The following is a 15,923-nucleotide window of genomic DNA, read 5'->3' as shown; positions in this document are numbered from 1 at the left end:
GGTCTAGAGCCCAAACGCGCGAAGAATCGAGCCGGGGCCAAAAATCATCGCAGTCAGGCCGGCGCCGACCAGAAAAGGCCCGAAAGGAATGTAGCCACCTTCACGCAACCCGCTGGAGAATTTCATGGCAATGCCAATCACCGCGCCAATCACCGAAGCCATCAAAATGATGGGCACCAGCGCCTGCCAGCCGAACCAGGCACCCAGTGCAGCAAACAGCTTGAAGTCGCCAAAACCCATGCCTTCCTTGCCGGTCACGAGCTTGAAGGCCCAATAAACCAGCCACAGTGACACATAGCCCGCCACAGCGCCCCAAAGCGCCTCTGGCAGCGCGACGGGTGTCCATTGCAGCGCGGCGGCAATCAAGCCCGCCCAGAGCAGCGGCAGGGTGATGTCATCCGGCAACAGCGTGGTGTCCCAGTCGATGCAGCCCAACGCCAGCATGGTGGCACCGAAACCGCACCAGACCAGAGCAGTGGGTGTGGCGCCCCATTTCCAGCCGCAATAAACAAACAGGGCAGCCGTTGCCAGCTCCACCAAGGGGTAACGCAAGCTGATGGGAGCCTTGCAGTTTGAACATTTTCCCCGTAAAAAGAGATAGCTGAACACCGGAATGTTTTCATACCACTGGATTTGATGGTCGCACTTCAGGCAGCGCGAGCGAGGTACGGCCAGATTGAACTTCTCTGCCGACGTCGTTTCTTTACCGGTCATTTCGGCGCACTCGGCTTTCCACTGCGCTTCCAGCATGACCGGTAACCGGTAAATCACCACGTTGAGAAAGCTGCCAATCAACAAGCCCAGAACGCCCAGCACGGTGGCGTCAAACCATGTTGCCACCAGCATCAGACCACCTGACCCAGTTTGAAAATGGGCAGGTACATGGCCACCACAATGCCGCCAATCACGACACCCAGAATCACAATGATGATGGGCTCCATGAGGCTTGAGATGCCTGCCACCATGTCATCGACCTCGGCCTCGTAAAAATCTGCCGCCTTGCCGAGCATGTGATCAATCGAGCCCGATTCTTCACCAATAGAACACATCTGCAAGACCATGGACGGAAAGAGATTGGTATTGGTCATGGCCACCGTGAGTGCCGTGCCGGTTGAGACTTCTTGCTGGATTTTTTTGGTGGCAATCTCGTACACCGAATTGCCGGCGGCGCCGCCCACGGAATCGAGTGCTTCGACCAGCGGTACACCGGCGGCGAACATGGTCGACAGGGTGCGTGTCCAGCGGGCAATGCATGATTTGTCGACCAGCACGCCAAAAATGGGCATCTTGAGCATGATGCGGTCCATCACGTGTTGCATCTTTTCGTTGCGCCGCCAGGCTTGCATGAAAAAGTAAAAGCCGCCGCCAATGGCACCAAAAATAAGCCACCAATACTTGACGAAAATTTCGCTGATGGCAATCACGACCAGCGTGGGCGCCGGCAGGTCGGCGCCAAAATTCGAGAACACCTCCTTGAAGGCCGGCACGACAAAAATCATGATCACAGCCGTGACCACAAAAGCGACGATCAGGACCGAAATCGGATACATCAAGGCCGACTTGATTTTGGACTTGATGGCTTCGGTCTTCTCCATGTAAACCGCCAGCCGGTCGAGCAGCTGGTCGAGAATACCGGCGGACTCCCCGGCCTCGATCAGATTGCAATAGAGGTTGTCGAAATACAGCGGGAACTTGCGAAAGGCAACACTCAATGAAGTTCCGGTTTCAACATCGGTACGAATATCGTTGAGCAGTTTGGTGACGCTGGGATTGGGGTTGCCGCGCCCGACGATGTCAAACGCTTGCAGCAGCGGCACGCCGGCCTTCATCATGGTGGCGAGTTGGCGCGTGAAGATGGCGAGGTCTTTGGGCTTGATGGATTTCCCGGCGCGCATCCGGCGTTTCTTGATCTTGGTTGACATGACGCCCTGGCGACGCAGCATGGACTGAACCTGGTGCTCGCCAACCGCTCGGGTTTCCCCGCGTACCTGCTTGCCATTGCGGTCCTTGCCTTCCCACTCAAAGACAAATTCCTTGATTTTTTTTGACTTTTCAGTTGCCATAGGTCTTTTCAATTAAGGGATCATTCGTTGGTCACGGCGAGCACTTCTTCGAGTGAAGTCAGGCCCAACTTGGCTTTGTGCAGCCCGGCCTGCCGCAGCGATCGCACACCTTCGCGTTTGGCTTGCTCGGCGATTTCCAGCGCGCTGCCATCACGCAGGATGATGCGTTGAATCTCCTCGCTGACCGGCATCACTTGATAAATACCTACGCGTCCTTTGTAGCCGTTGTTGCACATGGAGCAACCCACCGCTCGGTAGCTGATCCAGGGCGCCTGGAATTCATCGTCCTGGTAGCCGGCATCAATCAAGGCCTTGCGGGGAATCTCGATCGGGGTTTTGCAATTCGGGCACAGGCGCCGCGCGAGCCGCTGCGCCGTAATCAGGATCACGCTGGACGCAATGTTGAAAGGGGCAATACCCATGTTGCGCATGCGCGTCAGCGTGGTGGGTGCGTCGTTGGTGTGGAGTGTGGAGAGCACCAGGTGACCGGTCTGGGCGGCCTTGATCGAGATGTCAGCCGTTTCAAGATCGCGAATTTCGCCGACCATGATGATGTCGGGGTCTTGCCTCAGAAATGATTTGAGCGCGACCGCAAAGGTGAGTCCGGCTTTGTCGTTGACGTTAACCTGGTTAACGCCCGGCAAATTGATTTCGCAAGGGTCTTCGGCCGTCGCGATGTTGACCCCCGGCTTGTTCAGCATGTTCAGGCAGGTGTACAGAGAGACTGTCTTGCCTGAGCCGGTTGGCCCGGTGACCAGGATCATGCCGTACGGTCGCCCAATGGCCTGCAGCAGCCTTTCTTTTTCCTCGGGCTCGTAACCCAGTGCTTCAATGCCCAGCTTGGCGCTGCCGGGGTCCAGTATGCGGATCACAATTTTCTCGCCGAACAGCGTGGGCAAGGTGCTGACCCGGAAGTCGATCACCCTTTCCGGGCCAATCTTGAGCTTCATCTTGCCGTCTTGCGGGACGCGTTTTTCAGAGATGTCCATTCTGGAAATCACTTTGATGCGCGACGCCAGCTTGTCCTTGATGGCAATCGGAGGCGAGGCGATCTCTCTCAGTTCCCCGTCAATACGGAAGCGGACACGGTAGTTGTGCTCATACGGTTCAAAGTGCAGATCGGACGCACGCATGCTGAAGGCGTCCAGCAGCATCTTGTGTAAAAACTTGACAACTGGCGCGTCCTCAACTTCGGAGCTTGACGTGTCCGAGCTTTCCGTCAAGGCCTCTGTCGAAGCCTCATCGAACTCGAAGTCGTCCCCAATGATGTGCTCCATCGTTTCCGACGCGGTGATGGCGTTGGCGGTGACCAGTTGCAGCAGCTTGTCGTATTCGGCAACGACCCAGTCAACGCCCAACTGGGTGGCAAACTTGATTTTTTCGGCCGCCTGGCTGTCGGAGGGGTCAGCGGTCGCAACGATCAGCCTGTTATTTCGTTTGCTCAAGACCACCACGCGGTAGTCATGGCAGATTTTTACATCCAGCAAGCCCTTGGGCAGGCGTTGCGGGTCAATGGCGGCCATGTCCACCAACGGTGCTGCATAGGCTGTCGACATGGTGTGCGCCAGGTCAGAGGCCGACACAGCGCCCGAGCCGGTGAGCTCGGCAATAAAGCTGGTGCGGGCGCTCTGGGCTTTGCGGTAGATTTCTTCTGCTGATTTTTGCCCCAGTTTCCCCGCCAGGATGAGGGCGCGGCCCAAGCCCGGAAGGGCCGTGGCGGGGGATTCTCGAGACGAGGTGTCGACAGCAGTCATAGATCGAGAATGTACTACGACAGGAAGTGATTTATGGAGTCGGTGCCGAATGATTGTTCGATGCAATCAAAAGGCAGCCAAGTCAGACCGCGACTTTGGCGCAGCTTCAGGAATGAATCCTGGCTATGACCCCGGTTCGGCTGCTCGTTTGTAGATGAGCACGTCTTCGTACCGGTCTGCCGGGTGGCGCATGGTGCTGAGAAAGTTCCAGCGTGTCAGGTCAACGACTGAGGACAGAGTCGGCGCGGCATCCTTGTCCACGATCAGCCAGGGGCAGCGGCTGTCCGATCCGGCCGGTCGCAGTGCCAGATGGCCATGAAATTGAAAAGCCGCGATCTGGCTGCGGCTCAGTCCGTAGATTTCAACGCAGCGCGGTTGATGCTGAAAGATGACCAGGGTGCGACGCACCAGCGGGGCGTAGCTGCGGGCAAAGTCGAGCAAGGGCAGCCATAAGGTCATCAGGAGCAGCCAGCACAGCGCCGCGCCACCGGCTGGCAAAACCAGGCTTTTCCAGATGGCAGCCCGGTGCCGGCCAACTCGCCACTTCACCAGCCAGGCCCACGCCAATGTTGCGCTGGCAGCTAGCAGAAAAGGAACAAAGGAAAAGCTGTGTTCAAAGCCGGGCAGAAGTCGCGCGACGTTGGCGGCGGGTTGCCTGGGCACGCCGGTTTGCAGGGCGATCCACACGACCCAGATGGTCAAGGCGCAGCCTGAGAAAAATAACAGGGTGAACCAATCAACCAAGGACGCCACGCTACGGCGCAAGGTGGGCAGGGCAAACGCAGCCAGCGCAGCCAGTGCGGGCAGTGCCAGTAACAAGGACCGATCGGCAGAGCCGGTGGTCAGTGTGGCGCCGATGGCAACGCCTGCAAACCACAGCGGCAGCGCCAGATGGCGGCTGGGCATGCCCATGCGAATCAGTTGATGGCGCCAGCGCCACAAGGTCCACAAGGCCAGCGGCCAGGCGGGCCAGGTGAACCAAAGCAGCAGGCGCCCAAGGTTGCGCCACGTTGTCCAGTTGGCATGGGGCAGCTCAATGCGCCAGCGCCACAAGTCCAGCCCGGTGGCCAGCAGAGCGACCAGCAGCGTGACGATTGCGATCGCCCCGGCGGCCAACATGGCCGCGCGCCGCGTCACGCTTTGTTCATTGGAGCGATCCAGCAGTTGAATCAGGGCGCCGCCGCCGCCCAACAGCACGGCCATGCTGGGAGCCCCCGACAGGGTCAGACCTGCCAGACCGAGCACGCCAGCGATGGCGGGCGTTAACGTGCGGTAGGGGAGCGCCGCCAGCGCGTACAGCGCGAGCGCCGTAAAACAGAGTTGTGCCAGCGCAGGCGTGGTTTCATGGGACAACTGGGCCAGGCCCAGGCAAGCGATGAAAGCCAGCAAGCCGCCGTCGGCCATGGCTCTCGCATAGTCCGTCGGCCTGGCCTCTCCGCCAAATGCAAAAGCAACCGGTTGGGCCTCAGGGTTGCGTGCCAGATAGTAAGTGCCGTACCAAGTGGCGACCAGGGCCAGCGTCAGTAACAAGCCAAACGGGATGCGCGCCGCAAAATCCGGTGCGAACCAGGCTGGCGCGAGTTGCATGGCCCAGGCGCCAAGCCAATAAGGCAGCAGCGCATCGACCTCGGGTGACAGGCCCATCAACTGCGGCGACAGCCATGCGGTGCCGCCGCGTGCCAATTCGGCCATATAGCCAAAGGCGGATATGTCGGCCGTTTTCCAGGGGCCGCGGCCCAGCAAGCCCGGCAATACATAGGCGATGCAAAACAAAAACAAGGCAACGCGCGGCAAACGCTGCACGGCGCCTTGGGCGACGATGGCGGGGGTGGTTTGATTCACGCGGGTTTGATGAAAAAAAGGCAGCGCGGGTAACCCGGGCTGCCTTTTGGACGAAGCGTTTGCCAGTTTATTCGGCGACAGCGGCAACTGCGGTTTTGGTCTTGCCAAAACGGTTGCGGAAGCGCTCGACACGGCCACCCATGTTGTCCACGGATTTTTGTGTGCCGGTGTAGAAAGGATGCGATTCGCTGGATGTGTCGATCTTGTACAGCGGCAGTTCGCGACCGTCTTCCATCTTGATCATCTCTTTGGCGTTAGCGCAAGAGCGGGTGACGAATTTGAAGCCGTTGGACGTGTCCAGGAAACAAATTTCGCGGTAATTCGGGTGAATGTCTGCTTTCATGTTTTCTCCATCAGTTGCGTTAGCCGCGTCAGCCCTTGTGCAAACCATTGCGCAATTAAAAGCCCGTCGTACTTGTCGCGTAGAACCGCAAATTATAGCCTAGCCGCCGCGGCGCATCATGTCAAAAAATTCGCTGTTGTTCTTGGTGGCGCGCATTTGCTTGAGCACCATTTCCATCGACTCGATTTCATCCATGTTGTAGAGAAACTGGCGCAGGATGCGGGTTTTTTGCAAAATCTCGGGGGCCAGCAACAGCTCTTCGCGACGGGTGCCGCTGCGGTTGAGCTGGATCGACGGGAACACGCGTTTTTCGTACAGGCGGCGGTCCAGGTGGATTTCACTGTTGCCGGTGCCCTTGAATTCTTCAAAAATCACTTCGTCCATGCGGCTGCCGGTGTCGATCAGGGCGGTGGCGATGATGGTCAGCGAGCCGCCTTCCTCCACATTGCGCGCCGCGCCCAGGAAGCGCTTGGGGCGTTGCAGTGCGTTGGAGTCGACGCCACCGGTCAATACCTTGCCGGAGGATGGCACGACATTGTTGTAGGCGCGCGCCAGGCGCGTGATGGAATCCAGCAGGATAACGACGTCTTTTTTCAGCTCGACCAGGCGTTTGGCGCGCTCGATCACCATCTCGGCCACGTGCACGTGGCGGGCGGCGGGCTCGTCAAAGGTGGAGGCGATCACCTCGCCCTTGACGGTGCGCTGCATCTCGGTCACTTCTTCGGGCCGCTCGTCGACCAGCAGCACCATCATGTGAATTTCCGGATAGTTGGCGGCAATCGCGTGGGCGATGTGCTGCATCATCACCGTCTTGCCGCTTTTGGGCGGCGCCACCAGCAGGGCGCGCTGCCCTTTGCCAATCGGCGCGATGATGTCGATGATGCGGCCGGTGATGTTTTCGTCGGTCTTGATGTCCTGTTCGAGCCGCATTTGCTTGTTGGGAAACAGCGGCGTCAGGTTCTCAAACATCACCTTGTGTTTGTTTTCTTCAGGCCCGCCGCCGTTGACTTTTTCAAGCTTGTTCAGGGCAAAGTAGCGCTCGCCGTCTTTGGGCGTGCGCACCTCGCCTTCAATCATGTCGCCGGTGTGCAGGTTGAAGCGGCGCACCTGGCTCGGGCTGATGTAAATGTCGTCCGTGGAGGCGGTGTAGCTGGTGTCGGGGCTGCGCAAAAAACCAAAACCATCGGGCAGGATTTCCAGCACGCCATCGGCAAAGATCTGCTCACCGGCGCGGGCGCGCTTCTTGATGATGGCAAACATCAGCTCTTGCTTGCGCATGCGTCCGGTGTTTTCAATCTCAAGCTCTTCAGCTTGCTTGAGGACTTCTGACACGTGCAGTGCCTTGAGTTCGTTTAAGTGCATGGAATGGCCAGGTAGGGGAATTGAACGAAATACAGGGGGGGTTTGGGTGAGGCGGACTGCTATCCTCAGCCTCAATGTTCTAAACCGGGAACTCGAACTGACTCAGGATGGGAGTCAGTGAACTGGCTGTAATTATGACAGGAAAAAAATGAAGTCTTCAAGCCCTGTCAAGGCTGATCTGGAAAAGCTTGAATTGTTACGGACAGAGCTTGTTCACTTCATGTAACTGCGGTCTGTCCCGCAAGGTTTCAGTTCAGTTGAGGACAGAGCTTGCCCACTGCGTGTGGCAATGGTCTGTCCCGCAAAAGCTCAGGCGAGTTGCTGATCAATAAAAGCCGTCATCTGCGACTTGCTCATGGCGCCGACTTTGGTCGCGGCGAGCTGCCCATCCTTGAACAGCATCAGGGTGGGAATGCCGCGAATGCCGAATTTGGCCGGAATATCGCGGTTCTCATCAACGTTCATCTTGGCAATTTGCAGTTTGCCTTCGTAACTGGTCGCTATTTCTTCCAAAATGGGCGCGATCATCTTGCACGGGCCACACCACTCGGCCCAGTAGTCCACCAGCACGGGTTGTGTGGATTGCAGCACATCGGCTTCAAAAGACGCGTCGGACACATGTTTGATAAGTTCGCTGGCCATGAGAATTCCTTGGTAGATAGTCGGTACAGGTAAAGTGGAGAAATTGTGACAGAAACCAAGCCCCTGCATCGTTAACCAAAATCCTATGGCTGAAATAGCAAAAAACCATCCTGTTGATCAGGCGTGGGACCGTGTCATGGGTCAAATCCGCGCCGAAATGGCGGCGCGCGGGGTGCACGCGTCACGCACGGTGGTGCTGTTGCCGTACGCCCAACTGATGCAGCAAGCGCGCAGCGCCTGGCTGCGTGCTCTGGAGGGCGCTACACCCGGCGTCAATTCTCCCGCCCATTTTCTGCCCCGTTTCGAGACCAGCATGAACTGGACCCGCAGCCTGGGTGGCTTTGAGCCCGGCCCGGACGATCTGCAGCTCGATTGCGCGCGCGACGTGCTGACGGCGGCTTCTTTGCTGGCACGCGCGGGATTGGCCCCGTATCAAAACCTGTTGGCGGCGCGCCTGATGGAAGCCGCCTGGAGTCTGGCCCGGCTTGCCGCCTCTGTTGCGCCCACTGCGCGCGCGCAGTGGGGCCTGCGCCTGGACAGTCTGCTGGTGAGCGGCCTGGACGCGCCGGTGCTGGCGTTGGAAGCCGCGCTGGCACGGGTCGCGCTGGCTTGGGTGGCCAGCTCAAGTTATCCGTCCGATCGGCTGTTTGCGGCCCGCCCTGACTTGCTGGTGGTGCTGCAAGGTTTCCAGAGCGAACCGCTGGCGCTGGCTTTGCAGCACGGCCTGGGCGAGCGGGTCGTCGTGCTGGCGCTGCAGCAGGAAGACACCCCAACAGGCGCCGCCGCAGGTGCGGACACGGTGGCGCTGCACGCGGCCCAGGATGCCGAAGACGAAGCGCAGCGCGCGGCTGCCTGCGTGCTGGCGCACCTGGCGGCGGGGCGCTCGCCGGTGGCGCTGGTGGCGCAGGATCGGGTGCTGACGCGCCGGGTCCGCGCCATGCTGGAAGAGCGCGGCGTGGCCGTGCGCGACGAAACCGGCTGGACGCTGTCGACCACCCGCGCCGCCGCCGCACTGATGAGTCTGCTGCGCGCTAGCGCGTGGGACGCCAGCACCGACGGGGTGCTTGACTGGCTGAAGAACGCGCCGGCGTTTGACCCGCAGCTGGTGACGCAGGCCGAGGCCAGTTGGCGCCGCGGCGCGGTGCGCGAGTGGCGCGCGGTGCCGCTCGGTGACGCCTTGCAGCGCCCGGTACAGGCGCTGCGCGACAGTCTGCAATCCGGACGGCCGCTGGCGCGCTGGCTGGTCGATTTGCGCGCCGTGCTGCAAAGCGCGGGCCAATGGACGGGCTTGATGCAAGACGCTGCCGGGCAAGCGGTGCTGCAGGCCCTGCGCTTGCATGAGGGGGCCCATACCGAGTTTGCGGATGTGGCCGTGTCCATGAGTCAGAGCGAGTTCACGGCGTGGGTCAGCCAGTCGTTGGAGGCTGCCAGTTTTTTGCCGGAACATCCGGAGAACTCAGCGCCGGGTCAGGTCGTGATCCTGCCCTTGAGCCAGCTGCTGGGTCGCCCGCTGGCGGCGGTGGTGCTGCCCGGCTGCGACGACGTGCGCCTGCCGATGTCACCCGAACCCACCGGCCCGTGGACCCCTGCCCAACGTGAATTGCTCGGTCTGCCCGCGCGCGCGCAACTGGCCGCAGCCAGCCGCGCGGCCTGGCAGTACGCCTTGCAGTTTCCCCATGTGGATGTGTTGTGGCGCCAGAGCGAAGGCGGCGAGCACCTGATGGCCAGCGGCTTTGTGCAGGAACTGCAGCTCGGCCAGATCGGTGCCATGGCGGCGGATCCGCGGCCGCTGCGCGCGCTCACGGCCAAGCCTGGCGCCATGCCGAGTCCGAGGGGCGATGCGCTGGCTTTGACCCGGCTCTCCAGCACGGCGTATGAAGACCTGCGCCGCTGCCCGTACCGGTTCTTTGCCTTGCGCCAGCTCAAGCTGCAGGAGTCGGATGAACTCGACACCGAGCTTGGCAAACGCGACTTCGGCAACTGGCTGCACACCGTGCTCAAGCTCTTTCATGAAGCATTAAATGAATCTCCAGCCCCCGATTTTGTTGGGCGATTAGCTATGATTAACGCAGCAGCAGAGCAGGCAACGCTGGCGCTGGGTTTGTCCAGCAGCGAATTCTTGCCGTTCGCCGCCGCCTGGCCGCGGGTGCGCGCGGGCTACCTGGAGTGGCTGGCCGGGCACGAGGCCAGCGGCGCCAGCTTTGTTGCCGCCGAGCGCTGGCGGGAAACTGCGCTCGGCCACCTGACCCTGGTTGGCAAGATTGACCGTATCGATCGCCTGCAGGACGGCAGCGCCCTGGTGATCGACTACAAAACCGAGCCGCGTGCCAGCACCGCCCAGCGCATCAAGGATGCGCCGGAAGACACCCAACTCGCGTTTTATGCGGCGTTGCTGGGTGATGACACCTTGGCGGCGGCTTATGTGAATGTGGGTGAAAAAGACGGCACCAAAACGTACGAGCAGTCCGACGTGGTGGCTTTGCGTGACCTGCTGCTGGCGGGGATTGCCACGGACATGGCGCGGATCGCCGATGGTGCGGCTATGGCGGCGATGGGGGAGGGCAAGGCGTGCGAGTTTTGTGCTGCGCGGGGACTGTGTCGGAAAGATTTTTGGGATGTGGCGTGACTGTGTTTTTTTGTGATTTTTCCCCCACTCACTCCCCCAACCCCTCTCTCGCCCCGCCGGGCGAAAGAGGGGGGCTTCATTTGGCCGCGTTTTTAAAGGTGGGAAATATGCGCTCGTTTGCATGCTGGCCTCCAAGTGGCGGCAACCTACCGAGAAGCCGTTCAGCCGGTTTGTGGCCAACGTGCCACGGCACGTTTATTTCCCACCTTTTAAGACAAGGCCAAATGTGGCTGTTGGCTCCCCTTTCCGCCCCGGCGGGGGTGGAAAGGGGCGGGGGGGATAGGGGGGGGATACAACGCCTAAAAAACAAGAACGCCGCCGATAACCGGGTTGACGGATCAAGCCATGCAGACCGAATTGCATCGGAACCATGCAGTAAGGACCCCAAAAATGCCTGACTCTCAACCCGCCCCAGCCTACGAGCACAACGGCCAGCTCATCAGCGCCGAGGCTTTCTACGCCATCGCCTGCGACCCGCGCCGCAGTGTCGCGGTGGAGGCTTGCGCCGGTGCCGGCAAGACCTGGATGCTGGTGTCGCGCATCGTGCGCGCTTTGCTTGATGGGGTGGATGCATCGAGTGGCGAGTTGCGGGTGCAGCCGCACGAGATTCTGGCCATCACCTTCACCAAGCGGGCGGCCAGCGAGATGCGCGAGCGGCTGTATCAATGGCTGGCAGAGTTTGCCGTGGCCGATCGCGCCACCCTGCTCAAGGAGCTGACGCTGCGTGGCGTTTTGGATAAAAATGAGCTCCATCCCCCGTCCGTGCTGCCTGAGCAGCTATCAAAGTTGTATCAGAATATCTTGCGCAGCGGGCGCCAGGTGCAGGTGCGCACTTTCCACAGCTGGTTTGCTGCCTTGCTGCGCAGTGCGCCGCTGGCGGTTTTGCAGCAGATGGAGCTGCCTGCCAACTACCAGTTGCTGGAGGACGATACCCCGGCCAAAGCCCTGGTCTGGCGGCGTTTTTATGCCGCGCTGCTGCGGCCAAAGCCAGCGCAGGTCGGCGGCGCCGAGTTGCGTGGTGACGCGCCTGATGAATCATGTGGTTTCACCCTGCAGTTTGATTACGAGGCGGTGGTGTTTGACTACGGCCGCGCGCAGACCGACAAAGCCCTGCAAACCGCGCTCGACAAGCGCACCGAATTTACCCTGGCCGATGCGCAAGGCGTGGTGCTGCGCTCGGTGTTGCCGTTTGGCACGCAATTCCCCGAGTTTGCCGGCTTGGGCACGCCCGATGATTTTTTGCGCGACCAGCCGCAGCGCTGGCAAATCCTGCTCGACGCCGCCGCCGCCTTGGGCCGTGCCAGTGCCAAGACGTTTGCTGCCAAAGGGGTGGAGCTTGAAATGGCGCTCTCAAGCGGTGACCTGTCGGCCGCGTTTGCCGCCTTGCTGACCGACAAGGACGCGCCGCGCAAGTTCAGCGAGAAGATCGCCGGTATTGAGGCCGTGCGTGAGGCCCAGGACCTGGTGCTGCGCGTGGTGGCGGCCCGCTTGCAACACGCGGCCTGGACTTACCAGCAACGCATGGCGCGCCTGACCCGGGCGCTGCTCAAGGAGTTCGCGGCCCTCAAACGGGAGCACGGCTGGGTTGACATGAACGATGTGGAGCGCGCCGCGCTGGTGATGCTCAGTGACCCGGTGCTCTGCGGCTGGGTGCAGGAGCGGCTCGATGCGCGCATCAAACACCTGCTGATCGACGAGTTTCAGGACACCAACCCGCTGCAGTGGCAGGCGCTCAAGTCCTGGCTCAGTGGCTACGCGGGCACGGGCGGGGGCGCAAGCGGTGGCGCTGGCGCCACGGCGCCCCGAGTGTTCATCGTGGGTGACCCCAAGCAGAGCATTTACCGCTTTCGCCGGGCCGAGCCGCAAGTGTTCAAGGCGGCCAAAGCCTTTGTGCGCGACGGTTTGAACGGCGATCTGCTCAGTTGCGACCACACCCGGCGCAACGCCACCGGGGTCATCGCCGTCGTGAACGCCGTCATGACGCAGGCGGTGCAGGCCGATGGCTACGAGGGGTTCAGAGCGCATACCACCAGCGCCTCCGAGCTGGGACTGGTTTGCAAGCTGCCGCCGATTGCCAGGCCAGAGCGTCTGGCGGGGGCCGCATCCAGCGGCGATGAGACCGAAGGGGGCGGGACGGCCAGCGCCGGCTGGCGCGACAGCCTGGATACGCCGCGCGAGCTGCCGGAGGAAACCCTGCGCACCCTGGAGGCGCGCCAAGCGGCGCACTGGATTGCGCAGCAGTTGGCCAGCGCCGAGACGCCCGATACCGAGGGGCGCGGCCTGCAGGCCGCTGACGTGATGGTGCTGTCACGCAAGCGCGCGGGCTTGCTGCCCTTGCAGTTGGAGTTGCGCAAGTTGCACATCGCGGCCCAGATTGGCGAAAAAACCAATCTCATTGACTGCTGCGAAGTGCAGGACCTGGTGGCCCTGCTGGACGTGCTGGTGTCGCCCCGGCATGACCTGTCGCTGGCGCGGGTGCTCAAGTCGCCTTTGTTTGACATGACCGACGCTGCGCTGGTGCAGCTGGCGCAAGCGGTGCGGGCGCAGTCGCAGCCGCCCGCCGATGGGTCATGGTTTGACGTGCTGCAAAAATCAGAGCTGTCGACGCAGGACGGACGGGGGCTAGCGGCTTGTTTGATGCGATGGAAAGGCTGGCTGGATCAATGGCCGCCGCACGATGCGCTGCAGGCCATTTACTTTGACGGCGACGTGCTGGCCCGCTTTGCGGCGGCAGCACCGGCCAGCCAGCGCGACGCCGTACTGGCCAACCTGACAGCCTTGCTGGGGATGTCGCTGCAGCTCGACGGCGGACGTTTTTCGACCCCTTATGCGTTTGTGCGCGCCCTTAAAGGTGGTGGCGTGCTGGCGCCTGCCGCCGTCAACCCGCAGGCGGTTCGCCTGCTCACTGTGCACGGCGCCAAAGGGCTGGAGGCGCAGGTCGTGCTCTTGCTTGACACCGACACGCCCGAGCGCAACGCCGACACCATGGGTGTGCTGATTGACTGGCCGGGGGAGGCCGCGTGGCCGAGCAAATTTGTGTTTTTGGCCAGTGAGAGCCAACCGCCCGCCTGCGCCGTGCCCACGCTGGAGGCCGAGCGGCTGGAGCGCCAGCGCGAAGAACTTAATGCCCTGTACGTCGCGCTGACGCGGGCGCGCCGCACGCTGGCTATTTCCAGCATCGCACCCTACCGCAGCGCGGAGCGCAGCTGGTGGCAGCGCCTGAGCGACCTGGCCCAGCCGGCGGTGCCCGCAGGTGCAGCCGCCTTGGCGGCGCCGCTTCCCGATGCGGTGACCGTGGCGGATGCTGTGTTTTATATCAAAGAACTGCCTTTAGCCCCCGTAGAATATAGGCAAGTAGCTATAAAAAGTGAAGCAAATTTGGGCGGAAGTCGCGGTGGTGATGACGCTAACGCTGACGCTGACGCGCTCAGCGCCCGCCTGGGCAAGGCCATGCACCGGCTGCTGGAATGGGGCGACGCGACGCCAGCCAATACGGCCGCCTGTGCGCGTGAATTTGCACTCACGCCCGAGCAGGGCGCACAAGCCGCCGCCATGGCCGCGCGTATCCTGCAAGGCGAGGGCGCCTGGGCCTGGGACAATACAAGGCTGGCTTGGCAGGGCAATGAGATTGAGTTGCTGTACCAGGGCCAATGCCTGCGCCTGGATCGCCTGGTGCAGCGCACGGACGCACAGCACGCGGGCCATTGGTGGGTGCTGGACTACAAGTCGGCCCCGGCGCCCCACGAACAAGCGGAGCTGCTGGCGCAGCTGCGCGACTACCGGGCGGCCGTGCAGGCCATTTATCCGGATGCGGTGGTCAAGGCCGCATTTTTGACCGCGCACGGCGCGTTGATCGAAGTGAATGAAGTGAATTGGAACAGTGCATGAAAAAAGTGATTGTGGTCGGGGGCGGCCCCGCCGGTTTGATGGCCGCTGACGTGTTGTCGGCGGCCGGGATTGAGGTGCATGTGTATGACGCCATGCCGTCGGTGGGGCGCAAGTTTTTGCTCGCGGGTAAGGGCGGCTTGAACCTGACACACGCCGAGCCGGCCGCTATTTTTGCCTCCCGCTATGGCGCGCGGCGCACGCAGATTGAGGCCTTGCTGCGGGGTTTTGATGCCACGCAGGTGCGCGCCTGGGCCAAGGGCCTGGGGGTAGACACTTTTGTCGGCAGCTCGGGGATGGTGTTTCCGGTGGACATGAAGGCCGCCCCGCTGCTGCGCGCCTGGCTGCACCGCCTGCGCCATCCGGTGGCCGGGCCGGGCGTGCAGTTTCACATGCGCCAGCGCTGGACCGGCTGGGCCACTGAGCAGGCGAGCACCACACTCAAATTTGACGGCCCTGGCGGACCGAGCCAAGCGCAAGCCGATGCCGTGGTGCTGGCCCTGGGCGGCGGCAGTTGGGCCAGGCTCGGCTCCAACGGCGCCTGGGTGCCGTGGCTGCAGGCCCGCGGCGTGGCGGTGGCGCCGCTGCTGCCCGCCAATTGCGGCTTTGATGTGGCCGCCAGCCCGGCCCGTCAGGCGCAGCCAGCTGGCGGGGATGTCACCACGCCGGGTGAAACCCGCCGCGAATTTCTGCAGGAACTGATCGGCCAAAGCCCAGTAGCGCCACCCGGCTGGAGCACCTATTTCGCCAGCCGATTCGCCGGTCAGCCGTTCAAGTCGGTGGCGATTGAGTTCACGAACTCGCAGGGTGTCAACTTCCGGCGCAAAGGCGAGTTTGTCGCCACCGCCACCGGGGTCGAGGGCAGCCTGATCTACGCGGCGTCCAGCCTGTTGCGTGACGAGATCATCAAGCAGGGCCACGCGACGTTCTATCTTGATTTGCTGCCCGACCGCACGCCCGAGCAGGTGCTGGCCGAGGTGACTCACCCGCGCGGCTCGCGCTCGCTCTCGAGCCACCTGAAAAGCCGCTTGCACATTGACGGGATCAAGGCCGCCTTGCTACACGAGCGCTTGAGCAAGGAGCAGGTCAATGACCCCGCCGCACTGGCTGGCGCCATCAAGGCCCTGCCCATCACGCTGGCGGCGGCGCGCCCGCTCGACGAAGCCATCAGCAGCGCCGGTGGCGTGCTGTTTGAGGTGATGGATCAACACCTGATGCTCAAGCAACTGCCCGGCGTGTTTTGCGCCGGTGAGATGCTGGACTGGGAGGCCCCGACCGGGGGCTACCTGCTGACCGCCTGCTTTGCCAGCGGGCATCAGGCCGGCGCTGGGGTGCTGGCGTATCTGGGAGTCAAATAGTCTTCTCCTTCTTCTTTCATCTCGCCGACGGACCCGCGCATGCTGTCA

Annotated in this window: 10 protein-coding genes; 3 read left to right on the top strand and 7 right to left on the bottom strand. The window is 61.9% G+C overall.

Annotated elements, in window-relative coordinates; genetic code table 11:
- Positions 1 to 3: 3 nt before the first annotated feature.
- From RFER_RS14690 to trxA, 7 genes are all read right to left on the bottom strand, one after another.
- On the bottom strand, positions 4 to 846 hold the full coding sequence (locus RFER_RS14690) for a prepilin peptidase (RefSeq protein ID WP_011465181.1): 843 nt from the start codon (positions 844 to 846) through the stop codon (positions 4 to 6).
- Positions 846 to 2,063, bottom strand: coding sequence for a type II secretion system F family protein (locus RFER_RS14685; RefSeq protein ID WP_011465180.1), 1,218 nt, complete (start codon positions 2,061 to 2,063; stop codon positions 846 to 848). The genes RFER_RS14690 and RFER_RS14685 overlap by 1 nt, the downstream gene beginning before the upstream one ends.
- A 20-nt stretch (positions 2,064 to 2,083) precedes the next feature.
- Entirely contained in the window at positions 2,084 to 3,817 is a 1,734-nt protein-coding gene (gene pilB, locus RFER_RS14680; RefSeq protein ID WP_011465179.1) for a type IV-A pilus assembly ATPase PilB, read from the bottom strand.
- A 123-nt stretch (positions 3,818 to 3,940) separates the two neighbouring features.
- The gene (locus tag RFER_RS14675; protein ID WP_041790809.1) at positions 3,941 to 5,659 is read right to left on the bottom strand and encodes a hypothetical protein; all 1,719 of its coding nucleotides are present in this window, start codon (positions 5,657 to 5,659) and stop codon (positions 3,941 to 3,943) included.
- Positions 5,660 to 5,726: 67 nt separating this feature from the next.
- Positions 5,727 to 6,002, bottom strand: a complete 276-nt coding sequence (locus RFER_RS14670) for a type B 50S ribosomal protein L31 (RefSeq protein WP_041790807.1) — start codon at positions 6,000 to 6,002, stop codon at positions 5,727 to 5,729.
- Positions 6,003 to 6,101: 99 nt separating this feature from the next.
- Entirely contained in the window at positions 6,102 to 7,364 is a 1,263-nt protein-coding gene (gene rho / locus RFER_RS14665) for a transcription termination factor Rho (protein WP_011465176.1), read from the bottom strand.
- Between the two features lie 309 nt (positions 7,365 to 7,673).
- On the bottom strand, positions 7,674 to 8,006 hold the full coding sequence (trxA, locus tag RFER_RS14660) for a thioredoxin TrxA (RefSeq protein ID WP_041790805.1): 333 nt from the start codon (positions 8,004 to 8,006) through the stop codon (positions 7,674 to 7,676).
- Positions 8,007 to 8,091: 85 nt separating this feature from the next.
- Between trxA and RFER_RS14655 the strand changes: the two genes are divergently transcribed.
- The 3 genes from RFER_RS14655 to RFER_RS14645 all read left to right on the top strand — a co-directional run bounded on the left by RFER_RS14655 (position 8,092) and on the right by RFER_RS14645 (position 15,875).
- Entirely contained in the window at positions 8,092 to 10,632 is a 2,541-nt protein-coding gene (locus tag RFER_RS14655) for a PD-(D/E)XK nuclease family protein (protein WP_011465174.1), read from the top strand.
- A 390-nt stretch (positions 10,633 to 11,022) separates the two neighbouring features.
- Positions 11,023 to 14,520 carry a UvrD-helicase domain-containing protein gene (locus tag RFER_RS14650; protein ID WP_011465173.1) on the top strand — a complete coding sequence of 1,166 codons (3,498 nt, stop codon included), beginning with the start codon at positions 11,023 to 11,025 and terminating at the stop codon, positions 14,518 to 14,520.
- A complete protein-coding gene (locus RFER_RS14645) occupies positions 14,517 to 15,875 on the top strand; it encodes a TIGR03862 family flavoprotein (RefSeq protein ID WP_011465172.1) in 1,359 nt (452 codons plus the stop codon). Before RFER_RS14650 ends, RFER_RS14645 begins: the two co-directional genes overlap by 4 nt.
- The last annotated feature ends 48 nt before the right edge of the window (positions 15,876 to 15,923 follow it).

Source organism: Rhodoferax ferrireducens T118 (genome assembly GCF_000013605.1).
Taxonomy (GTDB): Bacteria; Pseudomonadota; Gammaproteobacteria; order Burkholderiales; family Burkholderiaceae_C; genus Rhodoferax; species Rhodoferax ferrireducens.
The sequence above is the reverse complement of the archived record's forward strand: the minus strand, read 5'-3'. Positions and strand labels throughout refer to the sequence as shown.

Coding starts and splice junctions, on each gene's coding strand:
- RFER_RS14690 (WP_011465181.1), bottom strand. CDS start 846: ATGCTGGTGGCAACATGGTTTGACGCCACCGTGCTGGGCGTTCTGGGC.
- RFER_RS14685 (WP_011465180.1), bottom strand. CDS start 2,063: ATGGCAACTGAAAAGTCAAAAAAAATCAAGGAATTTGTCTTTGAGTGG.
- pilB (WP_011465179.1), bottom strand. CDS start 3,817: ATGACTGCTGTCGACACCTCGTCTCGAGAATCCCCCGCCACGGCCCTT.
- RFER_RS14670 (WP_041790807.1), bottom strand. CDS start 6,002: ATGAAAGCAGACATTCACCCGAATTACCGCGAAATTTGTTTCCTGGAC.
- rho (WP_011465176.1), bottom strand. CDS start 7,364: ATGCACTTAAACGAACTCAAGGCACTGCACGTGTCAGAAGTCCTCAAG.
- trxA (WP_041790805.1), bottom strand. CDS start 8,006: ATGGCCAGCGAACTTATCAAACATGTGTCCGACGCGTCTTTTGAAGCC.
- RFER_RS14655 (WP_011465174.1), top strand. CDS start 8,092: ATGGCTGAAATAGCAAAAAACCATCCTGTTGATCAGGCGTGGGACCGT.
- RFER_RS14650 (WP_011465173.1), top strand. CDS start 11,023: ATGCCTGACTCTCAACCCGCCCCAGCCTACGAGCACAACGGCCAGCTC.
- RFER_RS14645 (WP_011465172.1), top strand. CDS start 14,517: ATGAAAAAAGTGATTGTGGTCGGGGGCGGCCCCGCCGGTTTGATGGCC.